Annotated in this window: 26 protein-coding genes and 1 tRNA gene; 17 read left to right on the top strand and 10 right to left on the bottom strand. The window is 71.6% G+C overall.

Annotated elements, in window-relative coordinates; translation table 11 throughout:
- Positions 1 to 97 precede the first annotated feature (97 nt).
- The gene (locus EDF47_RS03210) at positions 98 to 592 is read left to right on the top strand and encodes a 2'-5' RNA ligase family protein (protein WP_133937883.1); all 495 of its coding nucleotides are present in this window, start codon (positions 98 to 100) and stop codon (positions 590 to 592) included.
- 198 nt (positions 593 to 790) lie between these two features.
- Here the strand turns inward: EDF47_RS03210 and EDF47_RS03205 are convergent, their stop codons facing one another.
- From EDF47_RS03205 to EDF47_RS03195, 3 genes are all read right to left on the bottom strand, one after another.
- Positions 791 to 2,038: an FAD-binding protein gene (locus tag EDF47_RS03205; protein WP_131879369.1), complete on the bottom strand. Its 1,248-nt coding sequence runs from the start codon at positions 2,036 to 2,038 to the stop codon at positions 791 to 793.
- 41 nt (positions 2,039 to 2,079) lie between these two features.
- Entirely contained in the window at positions 2,080 to 3,561 is a 1,482-nt protein-coding gene (locus tag EDF47_RS03200; protein WP_131879367.1) for an MDR family MFS transporter, read from the bottom strand.
- Between the two features lie 132 nt (positions 3,562 to 3,693).
- The gene (locus tag EDF47_RS03195) at positions 3,694 to 3,975 is read right to left on the bottom strand and encodes an acylphosphatase (RefSeq protein WP_228504877.1); all 282 of its coding nucleotides are present in this window, start codon (positions 3,973 to 3,975) and stop codon (positions 3,694 to 3,696) included.
- 166 nt (positions 3,976 to 4,141) lie between these two features.
- Between EDF47_RS03195 and EDF47_RS03190 the strand changes: the two genes are divergently transcribed.
- From EDF47_RS03190 to EDF47_RS19705, 7 genes are all read left to right on the top strand, one after another.
- The gene (locus tag EDF47_RS03190) at positions 4,142 to 4,840 is read left to right on the top strand and encodes an NUDIX domain-containing protein (protein WP_111084339.1); all 699 of its coding nucleotides are present in this window, start codon (positions 4,142 to 4,144) and stop codon (positions 4,838 to 4,840) included.
- 8 nt (positions 4,841 to 4,848) lie between these two features.
- Positions 4,849 to 6,120, top strand: a complete 1,272-nt coding sequence (gene nadA / locus EDF47_RS03185; RefSeq protein ID WP_131879365.1) for a quinolinate synthase NadA — start codon at positions 4,849 to 4,851, stop codon at positions 6,118 to 6,120.
- A 68-nt stretch (positions 6,121 to 6,188) separates the two neighbouring features.
- Positions 6,189 to 7,820: an L-aspartate oxidase gene (nadB, locus tag EDF47_RS03180; RefSeq protein ID WP_133937881.1), complete on the top strand. Its 1,632-nt coding sequence runs from the start codon at positions 6,189 to 6,191 to the stop codon at positions 7,818 to 7,820.
- Positions 7,817 to 8,695 carry a carboxylating nicotinate-nucleotide diphosphorylase gene (gene nadC / locus EDF47_RS03175; protein ID WP_133937879.1) on the top strand — a complete coding sequence of 293 codons (879 nt, stop codon included), beginning with the start codon at positions 7,817 to 7,819 and terminating at the stop codon, positions 8,693 to 8,695. Before nadB ends, nadC begins: the two co-directional genes overlap by 4 nt.
- A 2-nt stretch (positions 8,696 to 8,697) precedes the next feature.
- Complete coding sequence (locus EDF47_RS03170; RefSeq protein ID WP_131879359.1) at positions 8,698 to 9,873, top strand: cysteine desulfurase family protein; 1,176 nt, start codon at positions 8,698 to 8,700, stop codon at positions 9,871 to 9,873.
- Positions 9,874 to 9,966: 93 nt separating this feature from the next.
- Positions 9,967 to 10,233 (top strand): hypothetical protein, encoded by a 267-nt coding sequence (locus tag EDF47_RS03165; RefSeq protein ID WP_123938580.1) that lies wholly within the window; start codon positions 9,967 to 9,969, stop codon positions 10,231 to 10,233.
- Between the two features lie 322 nt (positions 10,234 to 10,555).
- A tRNA-Ser gene (locus EDF47_RS19705) sits at positions 10,556 to 10,637 on the top strand.
- Positions 10,638 to 10,706: 69 nt separating this feature from the next.
- Here the strand turns inward: EDF47_RS19705 and EDF47_RS03155 are convergent.
- Positions 10,707 to 11,219: an MSMEG_6728 family protein gene (locus EDF47_RS03155; RefSeq protein ID WP_133937877.1), complete on the bottom strand. Its 513-nt coding sequence runs from the start codon at positions 11,217 to 11,219 to the stop codon at positions 10,707 to 10,709.
- 91 nt (positions 11,220 to 11,310) lie between these two features.
- Here EDF47_RS03155 and EDF47_RS03150 point away from each other — a divergent pair, with 91 nt between their 5' ends.
- Positions 11,311 to 11,907 (top strand): NAD(P)H-dependent oxidoreductase, encoded by a 597-nt coding sequence (locus tag EDF47_RS03150; RefSeq protein WP_165901113.1) that lies wholly within the window; start codon positions 11,311 to 11,313, stop codon positions 11,905 to 11,907.
- 116 nt (positions 11,908 to 12,023) lie between these two features.
- Here EDF47_RS03150 and EDF47_RS03145 read toward each other — a convergent pair whose 3' ends face one another.
- Together EDF47_RS03145 and aroQ are read right to left on the bottom strand one after the other, a co-directional pair.
- Complete coding sequence (locus EDF47_RS03145; RefSeq protein WP_133937875.1) at positions 12,024 to 13,076, bottom strand: Gfo/Idh/MocA family oxidoreductase; 1,053 nt, start codon at positions 13,074 to 13,076, stop codon at positions 12,024 to 12,026.
- A 282-nt stretch (positions 13,077 to 13,358) separates the two neighbouring features.
- Positions 13,359 to 13,802 (bottom strand): type II 3-dehydroquinate dehydratase, encoded by a 444-nt coding sequence (gene aroQ / locus EDF47_RS03140; protein ID WP_111084329.1) that lies wholly within the window; start codon positions 13,800 to 13,802, stop codon positions 13,359 to 13,361.
- A gap of 142 nt (positions 13,803 to 13,944) precedes the next feature.
- Between aroQ and EDF47_RS03135 the strand changes: the two genes are divergently transcribed.
- From EDF47_RS03135 to EDF47_RS03110, 6 genes are all read left to right on the top strand, one after another.
- Entirely contained in the window at positions 13,945 to 15,615 is a 1,671-nt protein-coding gene (locus tag EDF47_RS03135; protein WP_123292052.1) for a sodium:solute symporter family protein, read from the top strand.
- Positions 15,616 to 15,637: 22 nt separating this feature from the next.
- Positions 15,638 to 15,973: a hypothetical protein gene (locus EDF47_RS03130; RefSeq protein WP_111084327.1), complete on the top strand. Its 336-nt coding sequence runs from the start codon at positions 15,638 to 15,640 to the stop codon at positions 15,971 to 15,973.
- Between the two features lie 266 nt (positions 15,974 to 16,239).
- Positions 16,240 to 16,455 carry a hypothetical protein gene (locus EDF47_RS03125; protein ID WP_131879353.1) on the top strand — a complete coding sequence of 72 codons (216 nt, stop codon included), beginning with the start codon at positions 16,240 to 16,242 and terminating at the stop codon, positions 16,453 to 16,455.
- 140 nt (positions 16,456 to 16,595) lie between these two features.
- Positions 16,596 to 17,012, top strand: a complete 417-nt coding sequence (locus EDF47_RS03120; RefSeq protein ID WP_131845730.1) for a VOC family protein — start codon at positions 16,596 to 16,598, stop codon at positions 17,010 to 17,012.
- Positions 17,013 to 17,061: 49 nt separating this feature from the next.
- On the top strand, positions 17,062 to 17,688 hold the full coding sequence (locus EDF47_RS03115) for a DNA-3-methyladenine glycosylase I (protein ID WP_131879351.1): 627 nt from the start codon (positions 17,062 to 17,064) through the stop codon (positions 17,686 to 17,688).
- A gap of 50 nt (positions 17,689 to 17,738) precedes the next feature.
- A complete protein-coding gene (locus tag EDF47_RS03110) occupies positions 17,739 to 18,551 on the top strand; it encodes a DJ-1/PfpI family protein (protein ID WP_207906677.1) in 813 nt (270 codons plus the stop codon).
- Between the two features lie 63 nt (positions 18,552 to 18,614).
- On the opposite strand, the gene EDF47_RS03105 is transcribed toward EDF47_RS03110, so the two are convergent.
- Together EDF47_RS03105 and EDF47_RS03100 are read right to left on the bottom strand one after the other, a co-directional pair.
- Entirely contained in the window at positions 18,615 to 19,085 is a 471-nt protein-coding gene (locus tag EDF47_RS03105) for a GNAT family N-acetyltransferase (protein ID WP_131879349.1), read from the bottom strand.
- Positions 19,082 to 19,903, bottom strand: a complete 822-nt coding sequence (locus EDF47_RS03100; RefSeq protein WP_159573285.1) for a LysR family transcriptional regulator substrate-binding protein — start codon at positions 19,901 to 19,903, stop codon at positions 19,082 to 19,084. The genes EDF47_RS03105 and EDF47_RS03100 overlap by 4 nt, the downstream gene beginning before the upstream one ends.
- 33 nt (positions 19,904 to 19,936) lie before the next feature.
- Between EDF47_RS03100 and EDF47_RS03095 the strand changes: the two genes are divergently transcribed.
- Together EDF47_RS03095 and EDF47_RS03090 are read left to right on the top strand one after the other, a co-directional pair.
- Positions 19,937 to 20,326 carry a DUF5997 family protein gene (locus tag EDF47_RS03095; RefSeq protein ID WP_123292059.1) on the top strand — a complete coding sequence of 130 codons (390 nt, stop codon included), beginning with the start codon at positions 19,937 to 19,939 and terminating at the stop codon, positions 20,324 to 20,326.
- A gap of 38 nt (positions 20,327 to 20,364) precedes the next feature.
- Positions 20,365 to 20,871 (top strand): hypothetical protein, encoded by a 507-nt coding sequence (locus tag EDF47_RS03090; protein WP_123292060.1) that lies wholly within the window; start codon positions 20,365 to 20,367, stop codon positions 20,869 to 20,871.
- A 20-nt stretch (positions 20,872 to 20,891) separates the two neighbouring features.
- Here EDF47_RS03090 and EDF47_RS03085 read toward each other — a convergent pair whose 3' ends face one another.
- Both EDF47_RS03085 and EDF47_RS03080 read right to left on the bottom strand, forming a co-directional pair.
- Positions 20,892 to 21,332, bottom strand: a complete 441-nt coding sequence (locus EDF47_RS03085) for a phage holin family protein (protein WP_131845725.1) — start codon at positions 21,330 to 21,332, stop codon at positions 20,892 to 20,894.
- A 197-nt stretch (positions 21,333 to 21,529) separates the two neighbouring features.
- On the bottom strand, positions 21,530 to 23,005 hold the full coding sequence (locus EDF47_RS03080; RefSeq protein WP_123292062.1) for an MFS transporter: 1,476 nt from the start codon (positions 23,003 to 23,005) through the stop codon (positions 21,530 to 21,532).
- Positions 23,006 to 23,110: the final 105 nt, after the last annotated feature.

Below are 23,110 nucleotides of genomic sequence, written 5' to 3'. Positions count from 1 at the left end.
CGGCGTGGAGTCGAGTGTGACGGGAGCGGGTCCCCGGTGCGAGTTCCGTTCCGCCGTGTTACATCGCCGTCACGGGGTGCGTTGGTTCACTCGGTACGTGCGCAGCATCGAACTCGTCCTCGACGGCCCCTCGGACGCGGCGGTCCGGGCACTCTGGCAGACCCTCGTCGCCGCGGAGCTGCCGAGCCTCGGCCACTCGGGCACGAACGACCCGCACGTCACCCTCGTGGCCGGCGAGGCCGTTCCCGTCCCGCCGGACCTCGACGTCGCGGTGCCCGAGACCCTGCGCGTCGCCGGTGTCCTGCTCTTCCCCGCCGGCCCCGGTCGGCACGTGCTCGGCCTCGGCGTGGTCGTCGACGAGCCACTGGCCTGTTTCCACCGCGCGGTCGACGCCGCCGCTCCGGGCTCGGTCGATTCGTCGCTGCCCGGTCGGTGGGCACCGCACGTCACCCTCGCTCGGCGGATCCGCGACGTCGACCTGCCGGCCGCGCTCCGGGTCCTCGCTGCGGACGGGCCCCTGCCCGAGGTGCTCACCGTGGGCGGTCTCCGGCACTGGGACGGGGGTGCGAAGGTGGTCACCCGCCTGCGCTGACGCGCGCTGCGGACCGGCACCGGGCCTCCCGGACGCGAGGTCGGCACGGTCGGCAAGGTCGGCAAGGGCCCGCGGAACCAGGTTCCGGACACGGAACTGCGCGATCGCGTGGTGCTGTGTCCGGAACCTGGTTCCGGGGCGCAGGTGCGCGGATGCGCGGGTGCGCGGGGCGCGGGGGCGTCGGACTGGAGGCGCGGGTCAGGCCCGCAGCACCCGCTCGCCGAACGCGGATGCGAACGTCCGGTCCGGGTCGGCTCGTGCGATCAGCTCACGGACGTCCGCCACCCTCGGGTACAGCTCCGCGATCGCGTCGCCGTCGAGCGAGCTCATCTTGCCCCAGTGCGGTCGCCCGTCGAACGGAGCGAGCCGCGCCTCGAGGTCGGGCAGCAGCGCGGCGACCGCCTCCGGGTGCTTCTGCCAGGTGAACGCGATGCAGAGCACGTCCTCGCCCTGGGTCGGGCTCAGCCAGAGGTCGTCGGCCGCCATCGTCCGGAGCTCGCACACGTGCAGGTGCGGCTGGATGCGGTCGGCCAGCCCGCGCAGGGCGTCGAGCGCCGCCGCCGCGTGCCGGAGCGGGACGAAGTGCTCGCTCTGCACCTCGGACCCGTGGCTCGGCACGGACTCGATGGGGAAGTGCGGCAGCCGGTCCCACCAGGGGCCCACCGAGCCGTCGCGCGCCGTGTGGTGGCCGTCGCCGGGGGAGCCGGGCAGCCGGGGAGCGCCGAACAGGTCGTCCGGCACGGCGGTGTCGTCGGCGCCGTCGGGCAGCCGGGACTTCACGAGCGCCTCGCTGATCTCGTCGCCGAAGACCGTGTAGGCGCACACCGAGTACCCGGCTGCGTGGACTGCGGCGACGTGGTCGGTGAACGTGCTCCACGGGAACGGCCCGTACGAGTCCTGCCGCATCCGGTACGTGGGTTCGAGGTCGAGCGTGACCCGGGTCACGATGCCGAACAGCCCGAGGTGCAGGACCGTGCCGGGGAACGCCGGGTCGGTGCGGTCGACGGTCCGGAGCGAACCGTCGGGGCCGAGCAGTTCGAGGGACCGGACCGCGGTGGTCAGCGAGCCGAGGGCGGTGCCGGAGCCGTGGGTGCCGGTGGCGACCGCGCCGCCGACGGAGATGTGCGGGAGCGAGCCCATGTTGTGCAGCGCGAACCCGGCGCGGTCGAGGTCGGGAGCGACGACTCCGTAGCGGGTACCGGCTCCCAGGGTCGCCGTCCGCCGCTCGGGGTCGACGACCAGGTCGGTGGGGATCGCGGTCAGGTCGAGCAGGACCCCCGGGGCGTCGGCGGAGTCGTTGAACGAGTGCCGGGTGCCGAGCCCGTGCACCCGCGGGGAGCGTGCGACGACCTCGGCTGCTTCGTCGATCGAGCCCGGTCGGAGCACCTGCTCGGCCGTGTACGTGACCGTGCCGGACCAGTTCAGTTCGCTCGCCGTCGACCGCATGCCGCCCACGATGCCACGTGGACCCGTGGGCGGCACCGCGGTCAGTGCGCGGGCGGGGGCGTCGGCGCGCCCTCGGGCACCGCCGGACGGGTGACGAAGACCGATGCCAGGATGCCGAACAGCGAGATCACCGCGCCGACCATGAACGCGGTCTTCACACCGGAGGCGGTCGCAGCGGCCACGGCGTCCGCACCCGCGCCGGTCGCTGCCGTGGCGGCGCCGATCGTGAGCAGGGTGACGAACAGGGCGGTGCCGGCGGCTCCGGCGAGCTGCTGCGCCGTGCCGAGGACCGCGCTGCCGTGCGAGTAGAGCTTCGGCGGCAGGCCACCGAGCGCCGCCGTGAACAGCGGGGTGAACGTGAGTGCCAGGCCGATGCTCAGCACGACGTGCGCCCCGAGGACGAACCACACGCTGGTGTCCACGCCGACCGTGGAGAGCGCCCAGAGCACCGCGCTGACGATGATCGAGCCGGGGATGAGCAGCACGCGCGGTCCGCGACGGTCGTAGATGCGTCCGACGATGGGGGAGAGGAGCCCCATGAGCAGCCCGCCGGGGAGCAGCAGCAGTCCGACGTTCAGGACCTCGAGCCCGAGGACGCGCTCCAGGTAGATCGGCAGCAGGATGAGCGTGCCGAACATCGCCATGAAGCTCAGCGCCATCGCGACGATCGGGACGGTGAAGCCGCGGGTCTGGAAGGTGCGCAGGTCGAGCAGGGCGCTGTCGGTGCGCTGCAGTCGGGTCTGACGGAGGATGAAGACCGTCAGGGCGACGGCACCGACGACGAGCGCGGTGACCGGGACGAACAGGCCGGTCGTGCCGGCCTCGCCGATGCTGGACAGGCCGTAGACGATCCCACCGAACGCGAACGCGGACAGGATCACCGAGACGACGTCGAGCGGTGCCCGGCGGGGCGTCGAGACGTTGCGGACCTTCACCATGCCGAGGATGAGCGCGGCGATCGCGATCGGCAGGACGAAGCCGAACAGCCAGCGCCACGAGAACGCGTTGAGGATGAGCCCGGAGATCGTCGGGCCGATGGCCGGCGCGACCGAGATGACGATCGAGATGTTGCCCATGATGCGGCCGCGGTGGGCCGGGTCGACGAGGGTGAGCACCGTCGTCATCAGGAGCGGCATCATGATCGCGGTGCCGCTGGCCTGGACGATGCGGCCGACGAGCAGCAGCGTGAACCCGGGTGCGAGCAGGGCGATCAGGGTGCCGGCCGAGAACAGGCCCATCGCCCAGACGAAGACGGGGCGGGTGTTGAACCGCTGCAGCAGGAACCCGGTGATCGGGATGACGACCGCCATGGTGAGCAGGAAGCCCGTGGTCAGCCACTGCCCGGTCGCCGCACTGATGTCGAGGTCGTCCATGAGCCGCGGCAGCGCCACGCCCATGATCGTCTCGTTGAGGATGACGACGAACGCGGAGACGAGCAGCAGCCCGATCACGAGACGGGTCTCGGCAGCGGTCGGTTGCGAGACGCTTCCCGTGCGGGGGGCGGAATCGACGGCCTGGGTCATGCGGGAGCTCCTGGTGGATCACGACTGGTGGAACGAGGTGGCGCAGAACGCGCAGACAGGGCAACCGCCTGAGTGGATTCGATTATTCCGCTCCGCACCGACATCCGCACGTGAACGGTCGGTGCGACCGGGTCAGTGCAGGATCGCGAAGCCGTCGGCGTCGCCGTGCGGCACGACCGGCCGGAACTCGACGTCCGTCACGGTGGCGGACGGTGGCCCGCTCCGCAGGCACTCCATCAGCGTCTCGACCGCGACCGACGGCCCCTCGGCCTCGACCTCGACGGTGCCGTCCCAGAGGTTCCTGGCGTACCCGACGAGGTCGAGCCCGTCGGCCTTCCGTGCCGTCCAGTACCGGAACCCGACCCCCTGGACGGTCCCCGACACCACGGCATGCATCCTCGTCACCGTCGTCATGATCCTCACCGTATCCACGCGGGGCCTCCCGGAGTTTTCGGCCTCGTGACGATCTGTTTCCGGTTCGTGACGACCCGGAGCCGCCTGCGGGCGCAACACACCGCGAAGCGGTGATAGGGTCATCGCAACCCGAACACTTCGAGTCAGAATGACATTAAGGTCCACCATGGACGAAGCAGGCATCCGCGTCGCGGTCTCGACCGTGATCGTCGCGCTGCGCCCGCACCCCGACACCGGGGCGCCGGCGCTGTGGATGCCGCTGGTGCGCCGGGTGGCCGAACCGTTCGAGGGGTCGTGGGCACTGCCCGGCGGTTGGGTCGGCGTCGACGAGGGACTCGAGGACTCCGCCGCGGCGCGCCTGCGCGAGACGACGAACGTGCAGCCCCGCTACCTCGAACAGCTCTACGCGTTCGGCGACGTCGGCCGCTCACCGAGCCGGGTGGTGTCGATCGTGTACTGGGCGCTCGTGCACCCGGACGAGGCGAACGTCGTGCCGGACGACTGGAACGTCCGCTGGTTCCTCGCCGACGAGCACCCGCCGCTCGCCTTCGACCACGACCGGATCGTGGAGTACGCGCTCTGGCGGCTCCGCACCAAGATGTCGTACTCCCGCATCGCCCAGGCCTTCCTGGGGGACCGGTTCACCCTCGCCGAGCTGCGCGGGGTGTACGAGGCGGTGCTCGGGCGTGCGCTCGACCCCGCGAACTTCCGTCGGCAGGTCGAGAAGACCGACGCGATCCTGCCGACCGACGAGACCACGAGCGGGGGCAGGCACCGTCCGGCCCGGCTGTACCGCTCGAACCCCGACCTGGCCTACGCGGACAACGGCCCGCTGCAGCAGGGCACACGACCGCAGAACCGATAGGAACCACCGTGTCCATCGCGACGACCATCGACCTCATCTCGAACGGCAAGGCCGGCGGCAGCACCTGCACGCCCGACCTCGCCATGCCCACGTGGGACTTCGACTCCCGGCCCGGGTACGGCCCGGGCTCGTCGATGACCGACGTCATCCCGACGAGCGCACCGCGGCAGGGCGTGCTGCCGGACGAGTACAAGACCGCGCCGACCGACGAGCTGCACGCGCGCATCGAGCGGGCGAAGGCGACGCTCGGCGACCGGGTCGTCGTCCTCGGGCACTTCTACCAGCGCGACGAGGTCGTCCGGCACGCGGACTTCCTCGGTGACTCGTTCCAGCTCGCCAACGCGGCGCTGACGAAGCCCGACGCCGAGGCCATCGTGTTCTGCGGTGTGCACTTCATGGCCGAGACCGCCGACATCCTGGCCCGCGACGACCAGCGCGTCATCCTGCCGAACCTCGCGGCCGGCTGCTCGATGGCGGACATGGCCGACATCGACAGCGTCGAGGCCGCCTGGGCCGAGCTGACCGCCGTCTACGGCACCGAGCCCGACGCCGACGGCCGGGTGCCCGTCATCCCCGTCACCTACATGAACTCCGCCGCCGACCTCAAGGCGTTCTGCGGGCGCAACGGCGGCATCGTCTGCACCAGCTCGAACGCCGCGACGGTGCTCGAGTGGGCGTTCGAGCGCGGGCAGCGCGTGCTGTTCTTCCCCGACCAGCACCTCGGTCGCAACACCGCCAAGGCCATGGGGATCAGCACCGACCTGATGCCGATGTGGAACCCCCGGAAGCCCCTCGGCGGCAACGAGCAGAGCGACCTCGAAGCGGCGAAGGTCATCCTCTGGCACGGCTTCTGCTCGGTGCACCGCCGCTTCACGGTCGACCAGATCGACCAGGCCCGCCGCGAGCACCCCGGCGTCCAGGTCATCGTGCACCCCGAGTGCCCGATGGCCGTCGTCGACGCCGCCGACCACGCCGGCAGCACCGACCTGATCCGGAAGACCGTCGCCGCGGCCACCGAACCGACCACGTTCGCGATCGGCACCGAGATCAACATGGTGAACCGGCTCGCCGCGGAGTACCCGCAGCACACGATCTTCTGCCTCGACCCGGTCGTCTGCCCGTGCTCGACGATGTACCGGATCCACCCGGGCTACCTCGCCTGGGTGCTCGAGGCCCTCGTGCGCGGCGAGGTGCTCAACGAGATCGTCGTGCCCGCCGAGGTCCAGGCCGACGCCAAGGTCGCGCTCGAGCGCATGCTCGCGGCCAAGCCCCGCGGCTGAGCCCGAGCCCCGCGGCTGAACCCAAGCGCGAGCCAGAACCCGAACCCGAACGACCGAGGGAGACCACCGTGCACGTCGTCATCGTCGGCTCCGGCATCGCCGGACTGACCGCAGCGATCCGTGCCAGCGCCGTCCACGACGTCACGCTGGTGACGAAGGGCGCGCTCGCCGACAGCGCCACCGCGTACGCCCAGGGCGGGGTCGCGGTGGCGCTCGGTGCCGACGACTCGCCGGCACTGCACCAGGCCGACACCCACGTCGCGGCAGCCGGCAGCGCGGACGCGCGCGCCGTCGAGGTCCTCTGCACCGACGGTCCGGCGCGGGTCCGCGACCTGCTCGCCCTCGGTGTGCCGTTCGACCGCTCGACCGACCCGTCGGCACTCGACCGGTACGGCGACGACCTGGCCCGCGGGCGCGAAGCCGCGCACGGACGCTGGCGCGTGGTCCACGCCGACGGCGACGCGACCGGCGCGGCGATCAAGCGCACGCTCATCGACGCGCTGCACCGTCAGCACGTCACGATCCTCGAGCGCACCTGCCTCACCGACCTGGTCGTGCGCGACGGCACCGTCGTCGGCATCGACGTCCTCGACCTGCTCGGCGAACCACGACGGATCGACGCCGACGCCGTCGTGCTCGCCTCCGGGGGAGCGGGACACCTGTACCGCGAGACCACCAACCCGCTCGTGGCGACGGGGGACGGCGTGGCCGCCGCGTGGCGTGCCGGAGCGGTGGTCGCCGACCTGGAGTTCGTCCAGTTCCACCCGACCCGCCTCGCGGTGCCGGACGGCGGGCTCGTCTCCGAGGCCGTCCGCGGCGAGGGAGCCGTCCTCCGCGACGCGCGCGGACGCCGCTTCATGACGTCGGTGCACCCGGACGCCGAGCTCGCTCCGCGCGACGTCGTCGCCCGTGGCATCGCCGCCGCCGTCCGCGACCAGGGCGGCGCGCCGGTGCTCCTCGACGCCACCGGACTCGGCGCGGACTTCCTGACCGGACGCTTCCCCGGACTCACCCGGGCCACCCGTGCGGCCGGTTTCGACTGGACCCGACAGGGTGTGCCGGTGTCCCCGGCGGCCCACTACTCGATGGGCGGCATCGCCACCGACGCCGAGGGGCGCACCAGCCTGCCGGGGCTGCTGGCCATCGGCGAGGCCGCGTGCACCGGGGTCCACGGCGCGAACCGTCTGGCCTCGAACTCCCTGCTCGAGGGGCTCGTCTTCGCGGTCCGCGCAGCGGACGCGGTCGCCGGACCCCGGCCCGGCCTGCTCCGCCTGCGGGGGAACGCAGACCTGCGCGTGACCAGCGTTCCCCGAGCGGCGGACGTGATCCGCGCCTCCCGTCAGGCCCTGCCTGGAGGCGCGACCCACCTCGACGACGTCGGTGACGTCCGGCAGGCGGTCCAGGCCGTCATGACCGACCGCGTCGGGCTGCTGCGTGACGCGACCGGACTGGCGAGCGCCCGGCGCGACCTCGACGCGCTCACCGCGCCCGCCACCGGCGGCGTGCGCGAGCACGAGGACCGCGCACTGCTCGACCTGGCACGGCTGGTGGCGCTCGCCGCCGAGACCCGCACCGAGTCCCGCGGTGCCCACGCCCGCACCGACCACCCCGACACCGATCCAGCAGCCCCGGCCTCGTACGCCTGGGTCGCCGAGACGGTCACTCGACACATCGCCGTTCCGCAGGAGGTTCCCGCATGACCATCGACCCCGGCACCATCCCGCCGCACGCCCTCCGCCGCGTCATCGAGACCGCGCTGGAAGAGGACGCGCCCTGGGGCGACGTCACCAGCGAGACGCTCATCCCGGCCGACGCGACCGCGACGGCGACGCTCGCGGCCCGCGAGCCCGGGGTGCTGAGCGGCGGGACCGTCTTCGTGGCGGTCATGCACGCGGTCGACCCGTCGATCCGGGCGACCGTGCACGCCGACGAGGGGTCCGCGTTCACCGCCGGCGACACGCTCGCCACCGTCACGGGGTCGGCGCGTTCGGTGCTCCGCGCCGAGCGGGTCGCGCTGAACCTGGTGCAGCGCATGTCGGGGATCGCCACCGCCACCGCGGCCCACGTCGCGGCCGCAGCGGGCACCTCGGCGCGCATCGTCGACACCCGGAAGACCACGCCCGGCCTCCGTGCGCTCGAGCGGTACGCCGTGCGCTGCGGCGGCGGCCACAACCACCGCACGTCGCTGTCGGACGCCGTGCTGGCCAAGGACAACCACCTGGCCGTGCTGCTCGCCGGCGGCATCGGCATCGGTGAAGCGATCACCGCAGCGCGGCAGCGGCTCGGGCACACCGTGCACGTCGAGGTCGAGGTGGACCGCATCGACCAGATCGAGCCCGTCGTCGCGGCGGGCGTCGACACGATCATGCTCGACAACTTCACGCCGGCCGAGCTCCAGACGGGTGTCGGCATCGTCGCGGGTCGCGCGCTCGTCGAGGCGTCGGGCGGGGTTTCACTCGACACCGTCGCGGCCATCGCCGCGACCGGGGTCGACGTCATCTCGGTCGGGGCGCTCACCCACTCGGCCCGGGCGCTCGACCTCGGGCTCGACATCGCGGTGGCGGCCGGGGCCTGACCGTGTTCTACCTGGACCGGGCGGCCACGACCCCCGTCCGCCGCGAGGTCCTCGAGGCGATGTGGCCGTACCTGACCGGGGTGTTCGGCAACCCGTCGTCGACGCACGGTGTCGGGGACGAGGCCGCGCGCGGGCTCGCGGCCGCACGGGCCACGGTCGCCGGCGTGCTCGGCTGCCGACCGGCCGAGGTCGTCTTCACCACGGGTGGGACCGAGGGTGCGAACACCGCGGTCAAGGGGATCGCGCTCGCCGCCCCACGCGGACGCCACGTCGTCACCAGCGCGATCGAGCACGAGGCCGTGCTCGAGAGCTGCGCGTACCTGGCACGCTTCCACGGCTTCGACGTCACGGTGCTGCCGGTTGCGTCGGACGGCCTGGTCGACCCGTCGGTGCTGCGCGCGGCGCTCCGGCCGGACACGACCCTCGTGTCGATCGCGCACGCCGACAACGAGATCGGCACCGTGCAGGACGTCCCGGCGCTCGCCGCCGAGGCCCACGCGGTCGGCGCGCGCTTCCACACCGACGCCGTGCAGTCCGCGCCGTGGCTGCCGGTCGGGCTCGACGTCCTGGGCGTCGACGCACTGTCGCTCTCCGGGCACAAGCTCGGGGCGCCGAAGGGGACCGGTGTGCTCGCGGTCCGGTCGGGGGTGCCCGTCGAACCGTTGCTGCATGGCGGGGGACAGGAGCGGGGCCGACGCTCCGGCACCGAGGACGTCGCCGGCGCGGTGGCGGTCGCGACGGCGCTCGGGCTGGTGGCTGCCGGCGGTGCTGCTGCCTCCGGTGCTGCTGCCTCTGGTGGTGTTGCTGCCTCCGCCGCCGCCGCGACGACCGTCCGTGACGCCGTGCTCGACGGGGTGCTCGCCGCCGTCCCCGGTGCGTTCGTGACCGGGTCGCGCGCGCACCGACTGCCCGGGCACGCGTCGTTCTGCTTCCCCGGGGTCAACGGCGAGACCGTGCTGCTCGAGCTGGAACAGCGCGACGTCGTGTCCTCGTCGGGCAGCGCCTGCGCCGCCGGCAGCACCGAGGCGTCGCACGTGCTCACCGCGCTCGGGATCCCGGACGAGGTCGCCCGGACCGCGCTCCGACTCACCTTCGACGGTTCCCTCGCCGCGGAGGACGTACCGGTCGTCGTCGGAGCGGTCGCGGACGCCGTGGCCACCGTCCGCGCTCTGGGCTGAGACATCGCATCCAGGGTGTACTAGACGTTCTACTCCATGAGTGGGGTCGTGTCCCCCCTTATGCGGACACGGAATCTGCGCCAGAGTGTCCACATGGCAAACGTGATGTTGACCCGGACACGACGGGACGACCGCTTCCGAGCGGTGCAGCTCCTGCCTGCACCGGCGACCCTCGTCGCGCTCGCCCTGGCTGCGCAGCACGACCTCGGCACCGCCCCCCTCGGGCTGATCGCCGCCGTCGGAGCCCTCGCGACCGTCGGGAGCGCCCTGCTCCCCATGATCCGACCCGCCGCCGCTCGACGGTCGATGCCCGCACCGATCGAGACGGACCGGTACCGAGAGGACACCGAACACCCTTGAGGTCCGACACCGCCCGGCTCCTCCCGTGATCCGGCCGGTGCCCCAGACCGGATGCCGATACCCCTGATCGACATCCGGAGCGGGGCGCGACGTTCCCCCTGTCGTCGCGTCCCGCCACACACCGCGACCCGCCGTGGGCCGACGTCGACCCCCTGAACGACGTCAGTTCCCCTGCAGCCCACGGCGGGCTCCCGGTGTCTCCCGCTCCCGCTACCGTCGGGGCATGCCCTCGTACCGTGTGACCCTGGCGATCGGCGCGCTCGCCGCCGGCACCGCGCCCGACGCCGTCCTGCCCGCTGCGGCCCGGCTGGTCGCCGAGCACGCCGTGGTCGAGGCGCAGGACGTCCGCCTGCTGCGCGGTGTGCCGTGCGCGGTCGTCCGGTTCGAGTCCGACGACGACGCCACGGCAGCGGTCGTGCGCGACCGGGCCGTGCACGGCCTCCGCGACGTGGTCGAGATCCGCTCCGCCGTCGTCACGCGCCGCGACGGTGCGCGGTGGATCCCGGTGGCGTGACGACTGCGGCCGTGCCGTCCGGAGCGTGCGGCGTGCCCGGCCAGACGTAGTCGAGGTCGTCGGGCGCGTCCGGGAACAGTGCGCGGTAGTGCTCCGGCGCCTTCTGCACCAACTTCGAGCGGTGTGACGCGTGCAGGGCCTCGTCGTCGTTCCACGGCGGGATCGGGACGTCGCCGCGCTCGTACGCCGCCAGGTCCTCCGGGACCCGCCCGAGGTCCAGCAGCGTCTTCTCCAGGCAGGTGTCCACGTGCCCGCGGTCGAGCCAGACGCGGCACGTCGCCTCCTGGTACGCCATCAGCGCCGGACGGTAGCCGCGCCACATCGCGGTGACCGGGTGGTGCTGCCAGCCGTACCCCGGCAGCGTCAGCGCCCGCATCACCTGCAGGGTCTCCACGCGCTGCTTGCCGAGACGCCGGTCGTCGAGGACCTCGGCAGAGGCCCGGAAGTCGGCGTACGGCAAGAACGTCTGCATGCCGAGGGACGGTACCCGGGGGGGGCCTGGCACCCGACACATGTCGTCACACGCGGACCGCCTCGGTGGCAGGCGTGTGAGCATCGACCGCATGAGTGGAGAACTGGTCGTCGGCGTCAGCGGTAGCCCTTCGGACCCCTCGAGGACGTCCACCCTGGTCGCGGCCACGGTGGCGCGCCTCGGGCAGGAGATCGAGGGTGCCCGCACCGAGACCATCGAGATCGGCCCGCTCCTGGCCGACCTCGGTGCCGCGTCGTCGCGCGAGGCGATGTCCGAGCGCACCCGGGCGGCACTCGAGACCGTCGAGGCCGCCGACGTGCTCGTCGTCGGCAGCCCGGCGTTCCGCGCCGCCTACTCCGGCGCGTTCAAGCTGTTCTTCGACTGGATCGGGCAGTACGACCTCGTCGACACCCCGGTCCTGCTGACCGCGACGGGCGGCAGCGACCGTCACGCCCTGCTCGTCGAGCACCAGATGCGCCCGCTGTTCGGCTTCTTCCAGTCGACGACGCTGCCGATCGGGGTGTTCGGCAACGAGCGCGACTTCACCAAGCGCGAAGGTGGCTACGACATCGGCAACGTCGACCTGGAACTCCGCATCGACCAGGCCGTGCGCCGGGCGATCCCGATCATCCGCGGGGGCTTCGCCACCGCCGGCCTGGCCGACGTGCGGCGCCCCGCGGACTTCTGACCCGGCGCCGCCGCCCTTCCGCGCGTTCCTGGTCGATTCGGGCGTACCTGGTCTGGAGTTCTCACCAGGTACGCCCGATTCGACCTCGCATCGCAGATGTCGTGGGAAAGAACGCGCTACGGAGCGGGGACGGTGACCGTCTCGCCCGACGCCGCCGACCGGCGCGCCGCGTCGAGCACCTCGACCACGTGCACCGCGTCGTCGACGGGCACCGGCACCGGACCGAGCCCGCGGACGGCACGCGCGAACCGCTCGTAGTAGTCCGTGTAGGAGCTCTGCGCCGACGGGACGTCGATCGTGCCGGACTCCGTCGTGAGGGTCCCGGGCGAGGGCTCGACTCCCCAGGTCGACCGGTCGTCGGCAGGTGACGCACCCGCCACGGCTGCCTGTGCCTGCACGTCGGTGCTCGTGGCCTCGTACGTCCCGTCGACACCGTCGAGGCGGAGCTGCCGTGCACCCAGCCACCCGGCCTTGTTCGACGTCAGGACGGACTCGACGCCGGACACGTGCGTCGCTGCGAGCGTGAAGCCGGCGTCGATCTGGCCGTCCTGGTCGCGGCCGAGCGAGCGGGCATCGCGGACGTCGAGCGCGCAGGACACCCGGGCGATCGGTCCGAACAACGACACGGCCTGGTCGACCAGGTGCGATCCGATGTCGGAGAGCACACCGCCGCCGATCCCCGTCGCGATGCCGTGCCGCTCGACCATGTCGAAGCGGGACCAGAAGCGCAGCGGCGCCCCGACCCGTCCGGCGTCCAGCACGCTCCGGAGGGTGGTGAGGTCGGTGTCCCAGCGGCGGTTGTGGAAGGGCGTGATCACGACGCCGGCGTCGGCAGCGGCCTGCCGGATCTCGCGGGCGGTGGCCGGGTCCGGGGTGAACGGCTTGTCCGCGACGACGGCGATCCCGGCGGCGATCGCCTGCAGGACGAGTTCGCGCCGGGTGGACGGGGGAGTGGTGACGACGACGGCGTCGACGCCCGCGGCGATCAGGTCACCGAGGGAGTCGTGCACGGTGACGCCGGGCAGGTCGGTCGCGAGCTGCTCGCGCTTCGCGGCCGAGCGGGCGACGACGCCGACGAGGTCGATGCCTGCCGCGTCCAGCAGGAACGGGCGGTGGAATGCCCGCCCTCCGATGCCGTAGCCGACGAGTCCGATGCGCACTTTGTCCATACATATGAACCTAGCGCGTCCAGCCCGCGTTGGGAACGTTCCAACGAGGCGGACGGGAGGCCCGCGGCGGCCCCGCCACGGGCCTCCCGTCCGCCTTTTGCGCGCGTGTCGGGCGCGACGTGCGCGCGTGACGGGCGTGACGGGCGCGACGTGCGACCGCCAGGTTCCACGACTTGCCGTCCGCGTGACGCCGAGGTTCCACTCCGAGGCGGCAGCGGCGCCGAGGTTCCGAGATCTCGGAACCTCGGCGGGGCGAGAGACGCCCGTGCGGCGTGACGGGCGTCAGGCGATGAGGGACGCGACGTGCGCGACGGCCAGGCGGTAGCCGTCGGCGCCCGCGCCGGCGATGACCGCGGTCGCGGCGGTGGCGACGTGGTCGACGTGCCGGAAGGGCTCGCGCTTCCACGTGTTCGACAGGTGCACCTCGACGACGGGGACGGACAGCGCCTCGACCGCGTCGTGCAGCGCGACCGAGGTGTGTGCGTAGGCCGCGGGGTTGATCACGACCGCGGCGAAGTCGTCGAGGGCCTCGTGCAGCCACTCGACCAGTTCGCCCTCGCGGTTCGTCTGGCGGAAGTCCGCGTCCAGCCCGTGCACGGCTGACTCGGTGTGCACGATCGCCTCGAGCTCGGCGAGCGTCACGGTGCCGTACTGCTCCGGGTCGCGCCGCCCGAGGATGTCGAGGTTCGGTCCGTTGAGGACGAGGATGCGCGCCTGGTCGGTCATGGGGCGAGCCTAGCGATCGCGGGCCACGGGGTACCGCCGGCAGACACATGCCTCGGCTATGTGAACGGTCACAATTCGGTGTAACGTCTCCGTCCGGGTCGGCGGAGTTGTCGACTGCAACACACTGACGTGGAGATGTTGAATGGTTCTCGCTGCAGCGAACGAAGGGATCCGGCTCGACTTGGGCTGGGTCGACTACCTGATGGTCATCGTGTACTTCGCGGTCGTCATCGGGATCGGGTTCACCGCCCGCAAACAGGTCCGGACGAGCATGGACTTCTTCCTGTCCGGGCGCTCGATGCCGGCGTGGATCACGGGCCTGGCCTTCGTGTCCGCGAACCTCGGTGCGACCGAGATCCTCGGCATGGCCGCCAACGGTGCCCAGATCGGCATGGCGACCCTGCACTACTACCTGGTCGGCGCGGTGCCGGCCATGGTGTTCCTCGGGCTCGTGATGATGCCCTTCTACTACGGCTCGAAGGTCCGGTCGGTGCCGGAGTTCATGCTCCGCCGCTTCGGCAAGGCCCCGCACCTGGTGAACTCGATCGCGTTCGCGGTGTCGAACGTGCTCATCGCGGGCATCAACCTCTACGCCATGGCCATCGTCATCGAGGCGATGCTCGGCTGGCCGGAGTGGCTGGCCATCGTCGTGTCCGCCGGCTTCGTGCTCGTCTACATCACCCTCGGCGGGCTCTCCAGCGCGATCTACAACGAGGTCATGCAGTTCTTCGTGATCATCGCCGGGCTCATCCCGCTGACGATCGTCGGTCTGCACCGCGTCGGCGGCTGGGACGGACTGTCGTCTGCCATCGTGAAGACCCAAGGCGTGCAGCACCTGCAGGCGTGGGCCGGCACCGGCTTCGGTGATGTGACCAACCCGATCGGCGCCAACTGGCTCGCGATCGTGCTCGGCCTGGGCTTCGTCCTCGGCTTCGGCTACTGGACCACCAACTTCACCGAGGTGCAACGCGCGTTCTCGGCGAAGAACATGTCCGCGGCACGCCGGACCCCGCTCATCGCCGCGATCCCGAAGCTGTTCATCCCGGCCATCGTCGTGATCCCCGGTCTCATCGCCGCGGCGGTCGTCGGCAACCAGTTCGCCGACGGCTCGCTCACCTACAACGACGCGATCCCGAAGCTCATCCAGATGTACCTGCCGACCGGTGTCCTCGGCGTCGCGGTGACCGGCCTGCTCGCGTCGTTCATGGCCGGCATGGCGGCCAACGTCTCGTCGTTCAACACCGTCTTCACGTACGACATCTGGCAGCGCTACATCAAGCCGAACATGCCGGACATCCACTACCTGAAGACCGGTCGCTGGGTCACCGTCGTCGGCGTCCTGGTGGGCATCGCGACCGCGTTCATCGCGGCCCAGGCGTCGAACATCATGACGTACATGCAGACGCTGTTCTCGTTCTTCAACGCGCCGCTGTTCGCCGTCTTCATCCTCGGCCTGCTCTGGAAGCGGATGACCACGCAGGGTGCGCTCTGGGGCTACGTGCTCGGCATCGTCACGCCGACGATCACCTGGATCGCGTACCTCGTGAACCCGGACCTGTTCGCCACGGCGACCGCCGAGACCCTGTACGGCGCGATCATCTCGTTCGTGACCGTCCTGATCGTCGGGTTCATCGTCTCGATGTTCACCACGCCCAAGGACGAGAAGGAGCTCGGCGGTCTGGTCTACGGCATCGGCAAGATCGACCTGCACGGCGACTCCGTCGCGACCGACACCGCCTGGTACCGCTCGCCCGCACTGCTCGGCACCGTCGCACTGATCCTGTGCGTCGTCCTGTACCTGCCGTTCCTCTGATCCGCGAAGGAGATCACCGACCATGAGTGACACCACCACCCCCGGCGCGCTGACCGAGGAGCAGAAGGCCGCCCTCGTCCGCTCGACCCGTCGTCTCGACCTGCGCCGCATCCTCGGCGGCCTGTTCGTGCTCTACGGCGTCATCGTGACGATCGTCGGCATCGTCCACTGGGACACCGACCCCGAGAAGACCGGCGGCATCCACATCAACCTGTGGGTCGGACTGTCGATGCTCGTCGGCGGCCTGCTGTTCTTCCTCTGGGACCGCCTGAACCCGGTGCCGGCCGAGGACATCATCGGCCAGGCCGAGGCCGAGGCCGACCAGAAGGCCGCAGGCGAGGGCCGCGCGTCCGCCTGACCTCGGTCGCGCGCCACTGAGCCGACCCGGGGCGACGAAGCCGCTGTCGCACGACAGCGGCTTCGTCGTTCCGAGTCGGTGTCCTGGATCACTTGACGTGGCCCGCGCTGGACTCGTAAAATTGATATGTCGACCGCGTGCTGCTCGGTCGAAAGTGAGCCCCGGAGAATCCTGCAGCCAGCGCGGGACCGGGGTTTTGCGCTGTCCAGGGTCGTTCACCCCACGCGGACAAGGGTGCTGTCGAGCTCGTCGTCGAGGCCCGCCACGTGCGCACCGCAAGCAAGATCAGCCAGTGCGACCAGTGGTTCATCGACCCCGCGGACGTGCTCGTGTCGCACCGGAACGCCGACTCCTCGTCGTCGAAGGGCATCGAACATCGACCGGTCGCCGTCATCTCGTGCCCCGCCGCCCGCACGTCCACACGTGCCGCTTCGCAGGCGGACGCCGTGATGACCACGGCAGCCATGACGTACGTCGTGTGATCGCGCCCGCCGCCCGGCTCCGATTCATCGACGTACGCCCGCATCGGTCCAGAATATCGCGTATCAGTCCGTACCGCGACGGAACGGTTGCGCATCACCGCGCCACGGGCCAGGTTGAGCGTGACGAAAGGAACCTCCCTATGGACACGATGGTCTTCATCAACCTGCCCGTCACCGACCTCGACCGTTCGAAGGCGTTCTACGAAGCCCTCGGCTACTCGATCAACCCGATGTTCAGCGACGACACCGCTGCGTGCATCGTCATCAGCGACACGATCTACGTCATGGTGCTCACCCACGCGAAGTTCGCCGACTTCACCGACAAGACGATCGCCGACGCCGGCACCGTCGAGGTCATCAACTCGCTCACCGCCGGGTCGAAGGACGAGGTGCACCGCATCGTCGACGCCGCCGTCGCGGCCGGCGGGAGCGAGGACCGCGCGCCGATGGACCTCGGCTTCATGTTCCAGCGGAGCTTCACCGACCCGGACGGCCACCGGTGGGAGTACGTGTGGATGGACCCGCAGGCCGCCCAGGACGGCCCGCCGGCCGAGTGACCACACGGTCGGCAACGAGGGTATCGGCGGCGCACGCCAGGATGGTGCGATGAGCACCGAGCCCGCAGCCACCGAGCCCGCGCCCCACTCCGACCTGGTGATCGGCGACGACGGACTCGCCCGGCCGGTGTGGGCATCGACGGACGAGCTGCTCCGCGACTACTACGACACCGAATGGGGCATGCCCGTCCGGGACGAGCGCGGGGTGTTCGAGCGGCTGTCACTCGAGGCATTCCAGTCCGGCCTGTCCTGGCGCACGATCCTGGCGAAGCGTCCGGCGTTCCGTGCGGCGTTCGCGGACTTCGCCCCCGACACCGTCGCGGGCTTCGGCGAGGACGACGTCGCTCGGCTGATGGCCGACGCCGGCATCGTCCGGAACCGGGCGAAGATCCTCGCGACCATCACGAACGCGAACGCGACGGTCGCCCTGCGGCAGGACGGCGGGCTGTCCGACTTCGTCTGGTCGTTCCGTCCGGCGACGACGCCCGAACCGGAGTCGTACGCCCAGGTCCCGACGACCTCCGACGAGTCCGTCGCACTGTCGAAGGCACTGCGGAAGCGCGGCTTCGCGTTCGTCGGTCCGACCACGATGCACGCCCTGATGGAGGCGCTCGGCATCGTCGACACGCACCTGCTCGGCAGCCACCGGCGCGGGACCTCGGGCGTCTGGAACTGACCAGGACGCCGACCCCACCGCCGGCGAGGGCACCGGGCTAGGGTCGCGGCATGAGCACCGACCAGCCGAACCCGCGCGTGCGTCCTGTCCACCCGGTCGACGCCGACGTCGTCGACGTGCCCGTCGACGTGCCCGCCCCCGCGCCGGACACGGCCGGGGACGCGGCGACGGCGCCGGGTCACGACCCCGCCGAGGTTCGGATCGCCTTCCTGCTCTTCCCGGACCTGACGCAGCTCGACTTCACCGGCCCGGCGCAGGTGCTCTCCCGGGTGCCCGGCGCACGCGTCGAGTACGTGGCGGCGACGCTCAACCCGGTGCCGACCGACTGCGGGTTCGCGCTGGTCCCGACGACGACCATCGCCGACGCGGGTCCGGCGGACGTCCTCGTGGTCCCCGGCGGTGACGGTGCCTTCGACGCGATGCTCGACCCCGAGGTCATCGGGTTCGTCCGGCGCGAGGCCGAGCGCGCCACCTGGGTGACCTCGGTCTGCACGGGCGCGTTCGTCCTCGGTGCCGCGGGACTCCTCGCCGGCAAGCGTGCGACGACCCACTGGGCGTCGAAGCCGATGCTCGAGGCGTTCGGTGCGCAACCGGTCGACGAGCGGATCGTCGACGACGGTGCCGTCGTCACGGCGGCCGGCGTCAGTGCGGGCATCGACATGGCGCTGTGGCTGGCGGCCGAGCTCGCGGGGCAGGCAGCGGCCGAGGCGATCCAGCTGCAGATCGAGTACGACCCGCAGCCGCCGTTCGACGCGGGCTCCGCGGAGCGCGCCGACGCCGTCGTGGTCGCCCGTGCACGGGCTGCGGCCGAGGCAGCGCGCGGGGACCGGGTCACCCGCGCAGCGGCTGCCGTCCTGCCGTGACGACGCAGCTGCCCTGACGAAGCACCTGCCGCGACGACGCGGCTGAACCCAGCGGCAGAACCCTCAGGCCAGCGGCTTCTGCATCTGCGTCGCCGTGACCTCGTACCCGAGCGAGGCGTACAGGTCCTGCGCGCCGGTGTTGTAGCCGAACACGTTGAGCCCGATGCTCGTCGCGCCGTGCTCCGCTGCGGCCTGGTGGCCGAGCTCGAGCGCACGTCGGGCGTATCCGCGACGACGGTGCGGTTCGTCGATCTCGACGTCGAACACCCACCAGTCGGTCCCGCCCGGAGCCAACGGCCCGATCCAGAGGTACCCGACCGTGGTGTCGTCCTGGTCGAGGACGTCCCACACCAGGTGCCCGTCGGCCGGGGACCCGCCCGGGAACCACTGGTCGAGCGACTTCTGCTTGTTCGCCTCGGCCTGTTCGCGGGTCTCGCCCGCCTGCATCCGTGACGCCACGTACTCGGCCATGGTCCGGTCGAGCCAGGCCGGGAGGCGCGTGGCCGGCATCTCCTGCAGGCGCGTGTCCGTCATCGGTTGCCCTTCGAACCCCGGCTCGGCTTGCCGCGCATCTTCCCGCGGCCGGGGGTTGGGCCCTTGCCGGTGTTCGACTTCTTGCCGCTGCCGGACTTGCCGCTGCCGGGCGACTTGGCCTTCGCCTTGCCGCCGGCGCCTCCGGCACCCGCTCCGCCCTTGGCCGACCCGCCCTTGCCTGCTGCGCCCTTGCCCGACCCGTCGGAGCCGCCACCGGCCTTGGAACCGCCGCCTGCCGCACGCAGGGCCTCTTCGACGTCGCGATCGGTGCCGGTCGGCTGGTTCCGCGAACTGTTGGCGGTGCGTCCGCGCACCACGCCGATGAACTCCTCGGTGGTCTCGGTGGCGTCCTCGTCACGCCAGACCAGCGCGATCTGCGTGCCGGGGGCGCCGAAGAGCGGGCGCGCGACGAGGTCCTTGCGGCTCGCCGCGCGGAAGAGCGACTGGGGGAGCACGACCACGCCGACGTTCGCCTCGACCAGGTCGAGCGCGGCGGCGATGTCGGCCGGCACCGGACCGGCGTCGACGACGTGCACCTCGGCGTCGGCGAGGTCCACCTCGGCCAGGTCGGCGAGGGGGGAGTCCTTCGGCATCGCGACCACGGCGGTCTCAGTCCAGAGCGGGATGGCGTTGTGCTGGTCGGAGACGGGCATGCGTGCGAAGACCATGTCGACCTCGCCGGCGAGCGTGTCGTCGACGTCGTCGGACCCGATCGGCCGCAGTCGCAGCTCGATCGAGGGGTGTCGATCCCGCCAGACACGGGCCCACTTGGCCGGGGAGACCCCGGGCACGAATGCGATGGTGAGTGCCGCGGTCATGCAGACGAGCATAGGGGCCGTACTCTAGGGGGCATGGCGCAGGAACAGACCATGAAGCCCGAAACGGCTGCGAAGAAGCTCGGCATCTTGCTGGCGGCCGCTCCGGAGTCCTTCCAGGGCGCTCCCGTCACACGGACCGCCTTCGACGAGCTCCGGACCGAACCCCCGACGTGGCTCGAGGACCTCCGACGCGACGGCCCGCACCCGCGACCCGTCGTGGCGCAGAAGCTCGGCATCTCGATCTCGGGGCTGACCCGTGCGGGGATCGACGACGCGCTCACCACGGCGGAGATCAAGACGCTGCTCGAGCAGAAGCCCGAGTGGCTCGTCCGTGAGCGCGAGACGCAGGCCGCCGTGCACGTCGAGAACGCCCGTGTGAAGCAGGAGCGCGCCGCCAAGGCCGCTGCCCGCGCCGAGGACTGACCCGCCCGGCACCGCGCCGCCGCAGCTGAGGACCCGCCGTGCACGAGACCGTCGCCGACGCCATGCTCGTCGTGCCGCAGTTCGCGTCGGTGTGCTGCATCGTCGGTGACCGCTACCGACCGCGCCCCGGCGTGATCGTGCCGGCTGCGGTGATGCTCGTCGCGATGCTCATGCCCGTGGTGCACGCGGGTGCGGTGTGGACGCTCTTCGCGGCGACGCTCCTGCTGTTGCTCGCACCGCTGCCGGTGATGCGCCGACGCCGTGCCGACGGCCGCCGCGCCGAGCCGATGGACGTGCACCGCGCGCTGTCGGCGGTCGTGATGGCCGGCATGCTCCTGATGGGCCACGCGACCGGCGTCGCCGACGGGCACGCGGGACACGGCATCGCGTTGTCCGCGGTGCTCGGTGCCGGCGTGATCGGCTACTGCGCGTTCAGCGGGTGGCTCCTGCGGTACGAGTGGGCGCAGGAGGACCGCCGGGCCGTGCGCAGCGGCGAGGTCTTCGCGATGACGGTCGCCGTCGTCGGCATGACCCTCGCGATGTAGCGCTCGAGCGCTGTCGGGGCTCAGTCGGTCGTGGGCGACGCGTCGCCCGTGTGCGTGACACGGTCCTTCGCTGCGCGGAGGGTGTCCTTCGGCACCGGCGGCACGCCCCGTCGGATGCCTCGGAGTCCGACGACGAACAGGATCGCGGTTACGACGGCGAACACGATGAACGTGATCCCCGTCGCGGCCCAGATCGGCAGTGCCAGGGCCAGGAGCGCCACCACGAGGCCGGCAAGCAGCACGAGTGTGGTCAGTGCGAAGGCCACCGCGGCGCCGGTGAGCACCAGCCCGGTCTTCGCGCCGTTCGCCCGTTCGCTGATCTCCCGCCGAGCCGAGGCCACCTCGTCACGGACGGCGCGCAGCACGGGTTCCAGCGCCTTCTGCACCAGGCCGGCGGTGACCGTGTCGCGGAAGGACGGCTTGCTGCTGGTCGTGGTGTCGTCGTGGTCCGTGGTGCTCATGGGTCTCCTGTCCGGGGCGCGGTGATCGCGTCCACCTGCTGTGACGCGTCCGGTCCGATGATCGTCACGTCGGCGGCGGCGTGCTCGGTCGCTTCCCAGCTTGCGGAGCCGCCGGTGGCGGTGGGCGCGACCGCCGGGAGGCCCGCCCCGCGTCGACGACGCAGGACGGGCCTCCCGGGGTGGTCGGGCCGAGAGCCCTACTCGGCGATCTCCTCGAGGTCGTCGATGCCACGGGCCGCCGCCGCTGCGCGGCGCGCGCGCATCGACGGGGCCGCGAGCGCGGCGAGCACGGCGAGGACCGCCACGCCGGTGCACGCCCAGAACCCGATGGTGAAGGCGTCGTCCGTCGGCAGACCCTGCGGGGTGCTGTGCGAGGTGATGAGCGCCGCGATGACCGCGGTGCCGACGCTCGAGCCGATCGTACGGACGACGGTGTTGGCGCTGATGGCCTCGCCGGTCTGGTTCGCGGGGACGCTCTCGATGATGGCGTTCGAGCACGCGGCGAGGGCCAGGCCGATGCCGATGCCGGTCAGGACGCCGGAGACGACGACCTGCCAGAGCTCACCGTGCGCGATCGCGGGCAGCAGGAACGCCGCGACGATGGCGATCCCGCCGAGCAGCATGGGCGGCTTCGGACCGACCTTGCGGACGAGGATGCCGGCGATCGGCCCGGCGACGATCATCATCAGGACGGTCGGCAGCAGGAAGAGACCGGCCTGGGTGACGTCCTTGCCGAAGCCGTAGCCGAGTGCGCTCGGCAGCTGCAGCAGGGTCGGCACGAGCACGAAGGTGCCGAACATCGCGAAGCCGAAGACGAGCGCGACGACGTGGGCCGTCCAGACGCCGCGGACGGCGAACAGGCGGACGTCGATGAGCGGTTCGGCGACGCGGAGCTCGACCAGGACGAACGCGACCAGTGCCACGGCGCCGAGGACCAGCAGGCCGATGGTCTTGCCGTCACCCCAGCCCCAGGTCTCGCCCTCGCTGACGGCCAGCAGGATCGACACGAGCGAGACGGCGAGGACGAACGTGCCGACCATGTCGAGGCGGCCGGGCTTGCGGACCGGCGACTCCGGCATGCCGAAGATCGCGCCGAGCAGGGCGATGACGACGAGCACGGCGGGCAGCCAGAACAGCCAGTGCCACGACAGATGCTCGACGATCGGGCCGGCGGCGACGATGCCGACGCCAGCGCCGATGCCGAAGATCGCGGAGAGCAGACCGATCGTGACGCTGACCTTCTCCTTCGGCAGCTCGTCGCGGACGATGCCGATCGACAGCGGCATCACCGCGCCGGCGGCGCCCTGCAGCGCACGGCCGACGATGAGGACGCCGAGGTTCGGTGCCAGCGCGGCCAGCACGGCGCCGACGAGCAGGATCGACAGCACGACGATCAGGACCTTGCGCTTGCCGATCATGTCGCCGAGGCGACCGAGGATCGGCGTGAGCACCGACGCGGAGAGCAGGTAGGCGGTGAGCACCCAGCTCGTCGCGCTCGTCGAGGCGCCGAGGTCCTGTCCGATGGTCGACAGCGCCGGGGCGACGAGCGACTGCAGGACCGCGAACGACAGACCGCCGAGGGACAGGTAGACGATGATCGCCGTGCTGTTCGGCCGGTGTCCGGCGGTGGTGGGGTGCGAGCCCGTGCGGGGGCTCTGCATGGTGTCGGTCATCGTGCTCCGTGTCTCGGGTGATGTAAACAATTGCTGACTCGACGAGGGTACGCAGTTCTCACGCGATGTCAACACTTGCTTACATCCCGGTTCTGGCCGGTACGC

The sequence above is a fragment of the Curtobacterium sp. PhB190 genome, from assembly GCF_004365385.1.
Lineage (GTDB): Bacteria > Actinomycetota > Actinomycetes > Actinomycetales > Microbacteriaceae > Curtobacterium.
This window is presented reverse-complemented; position numbering and strand designations above follow the sequence as displayed.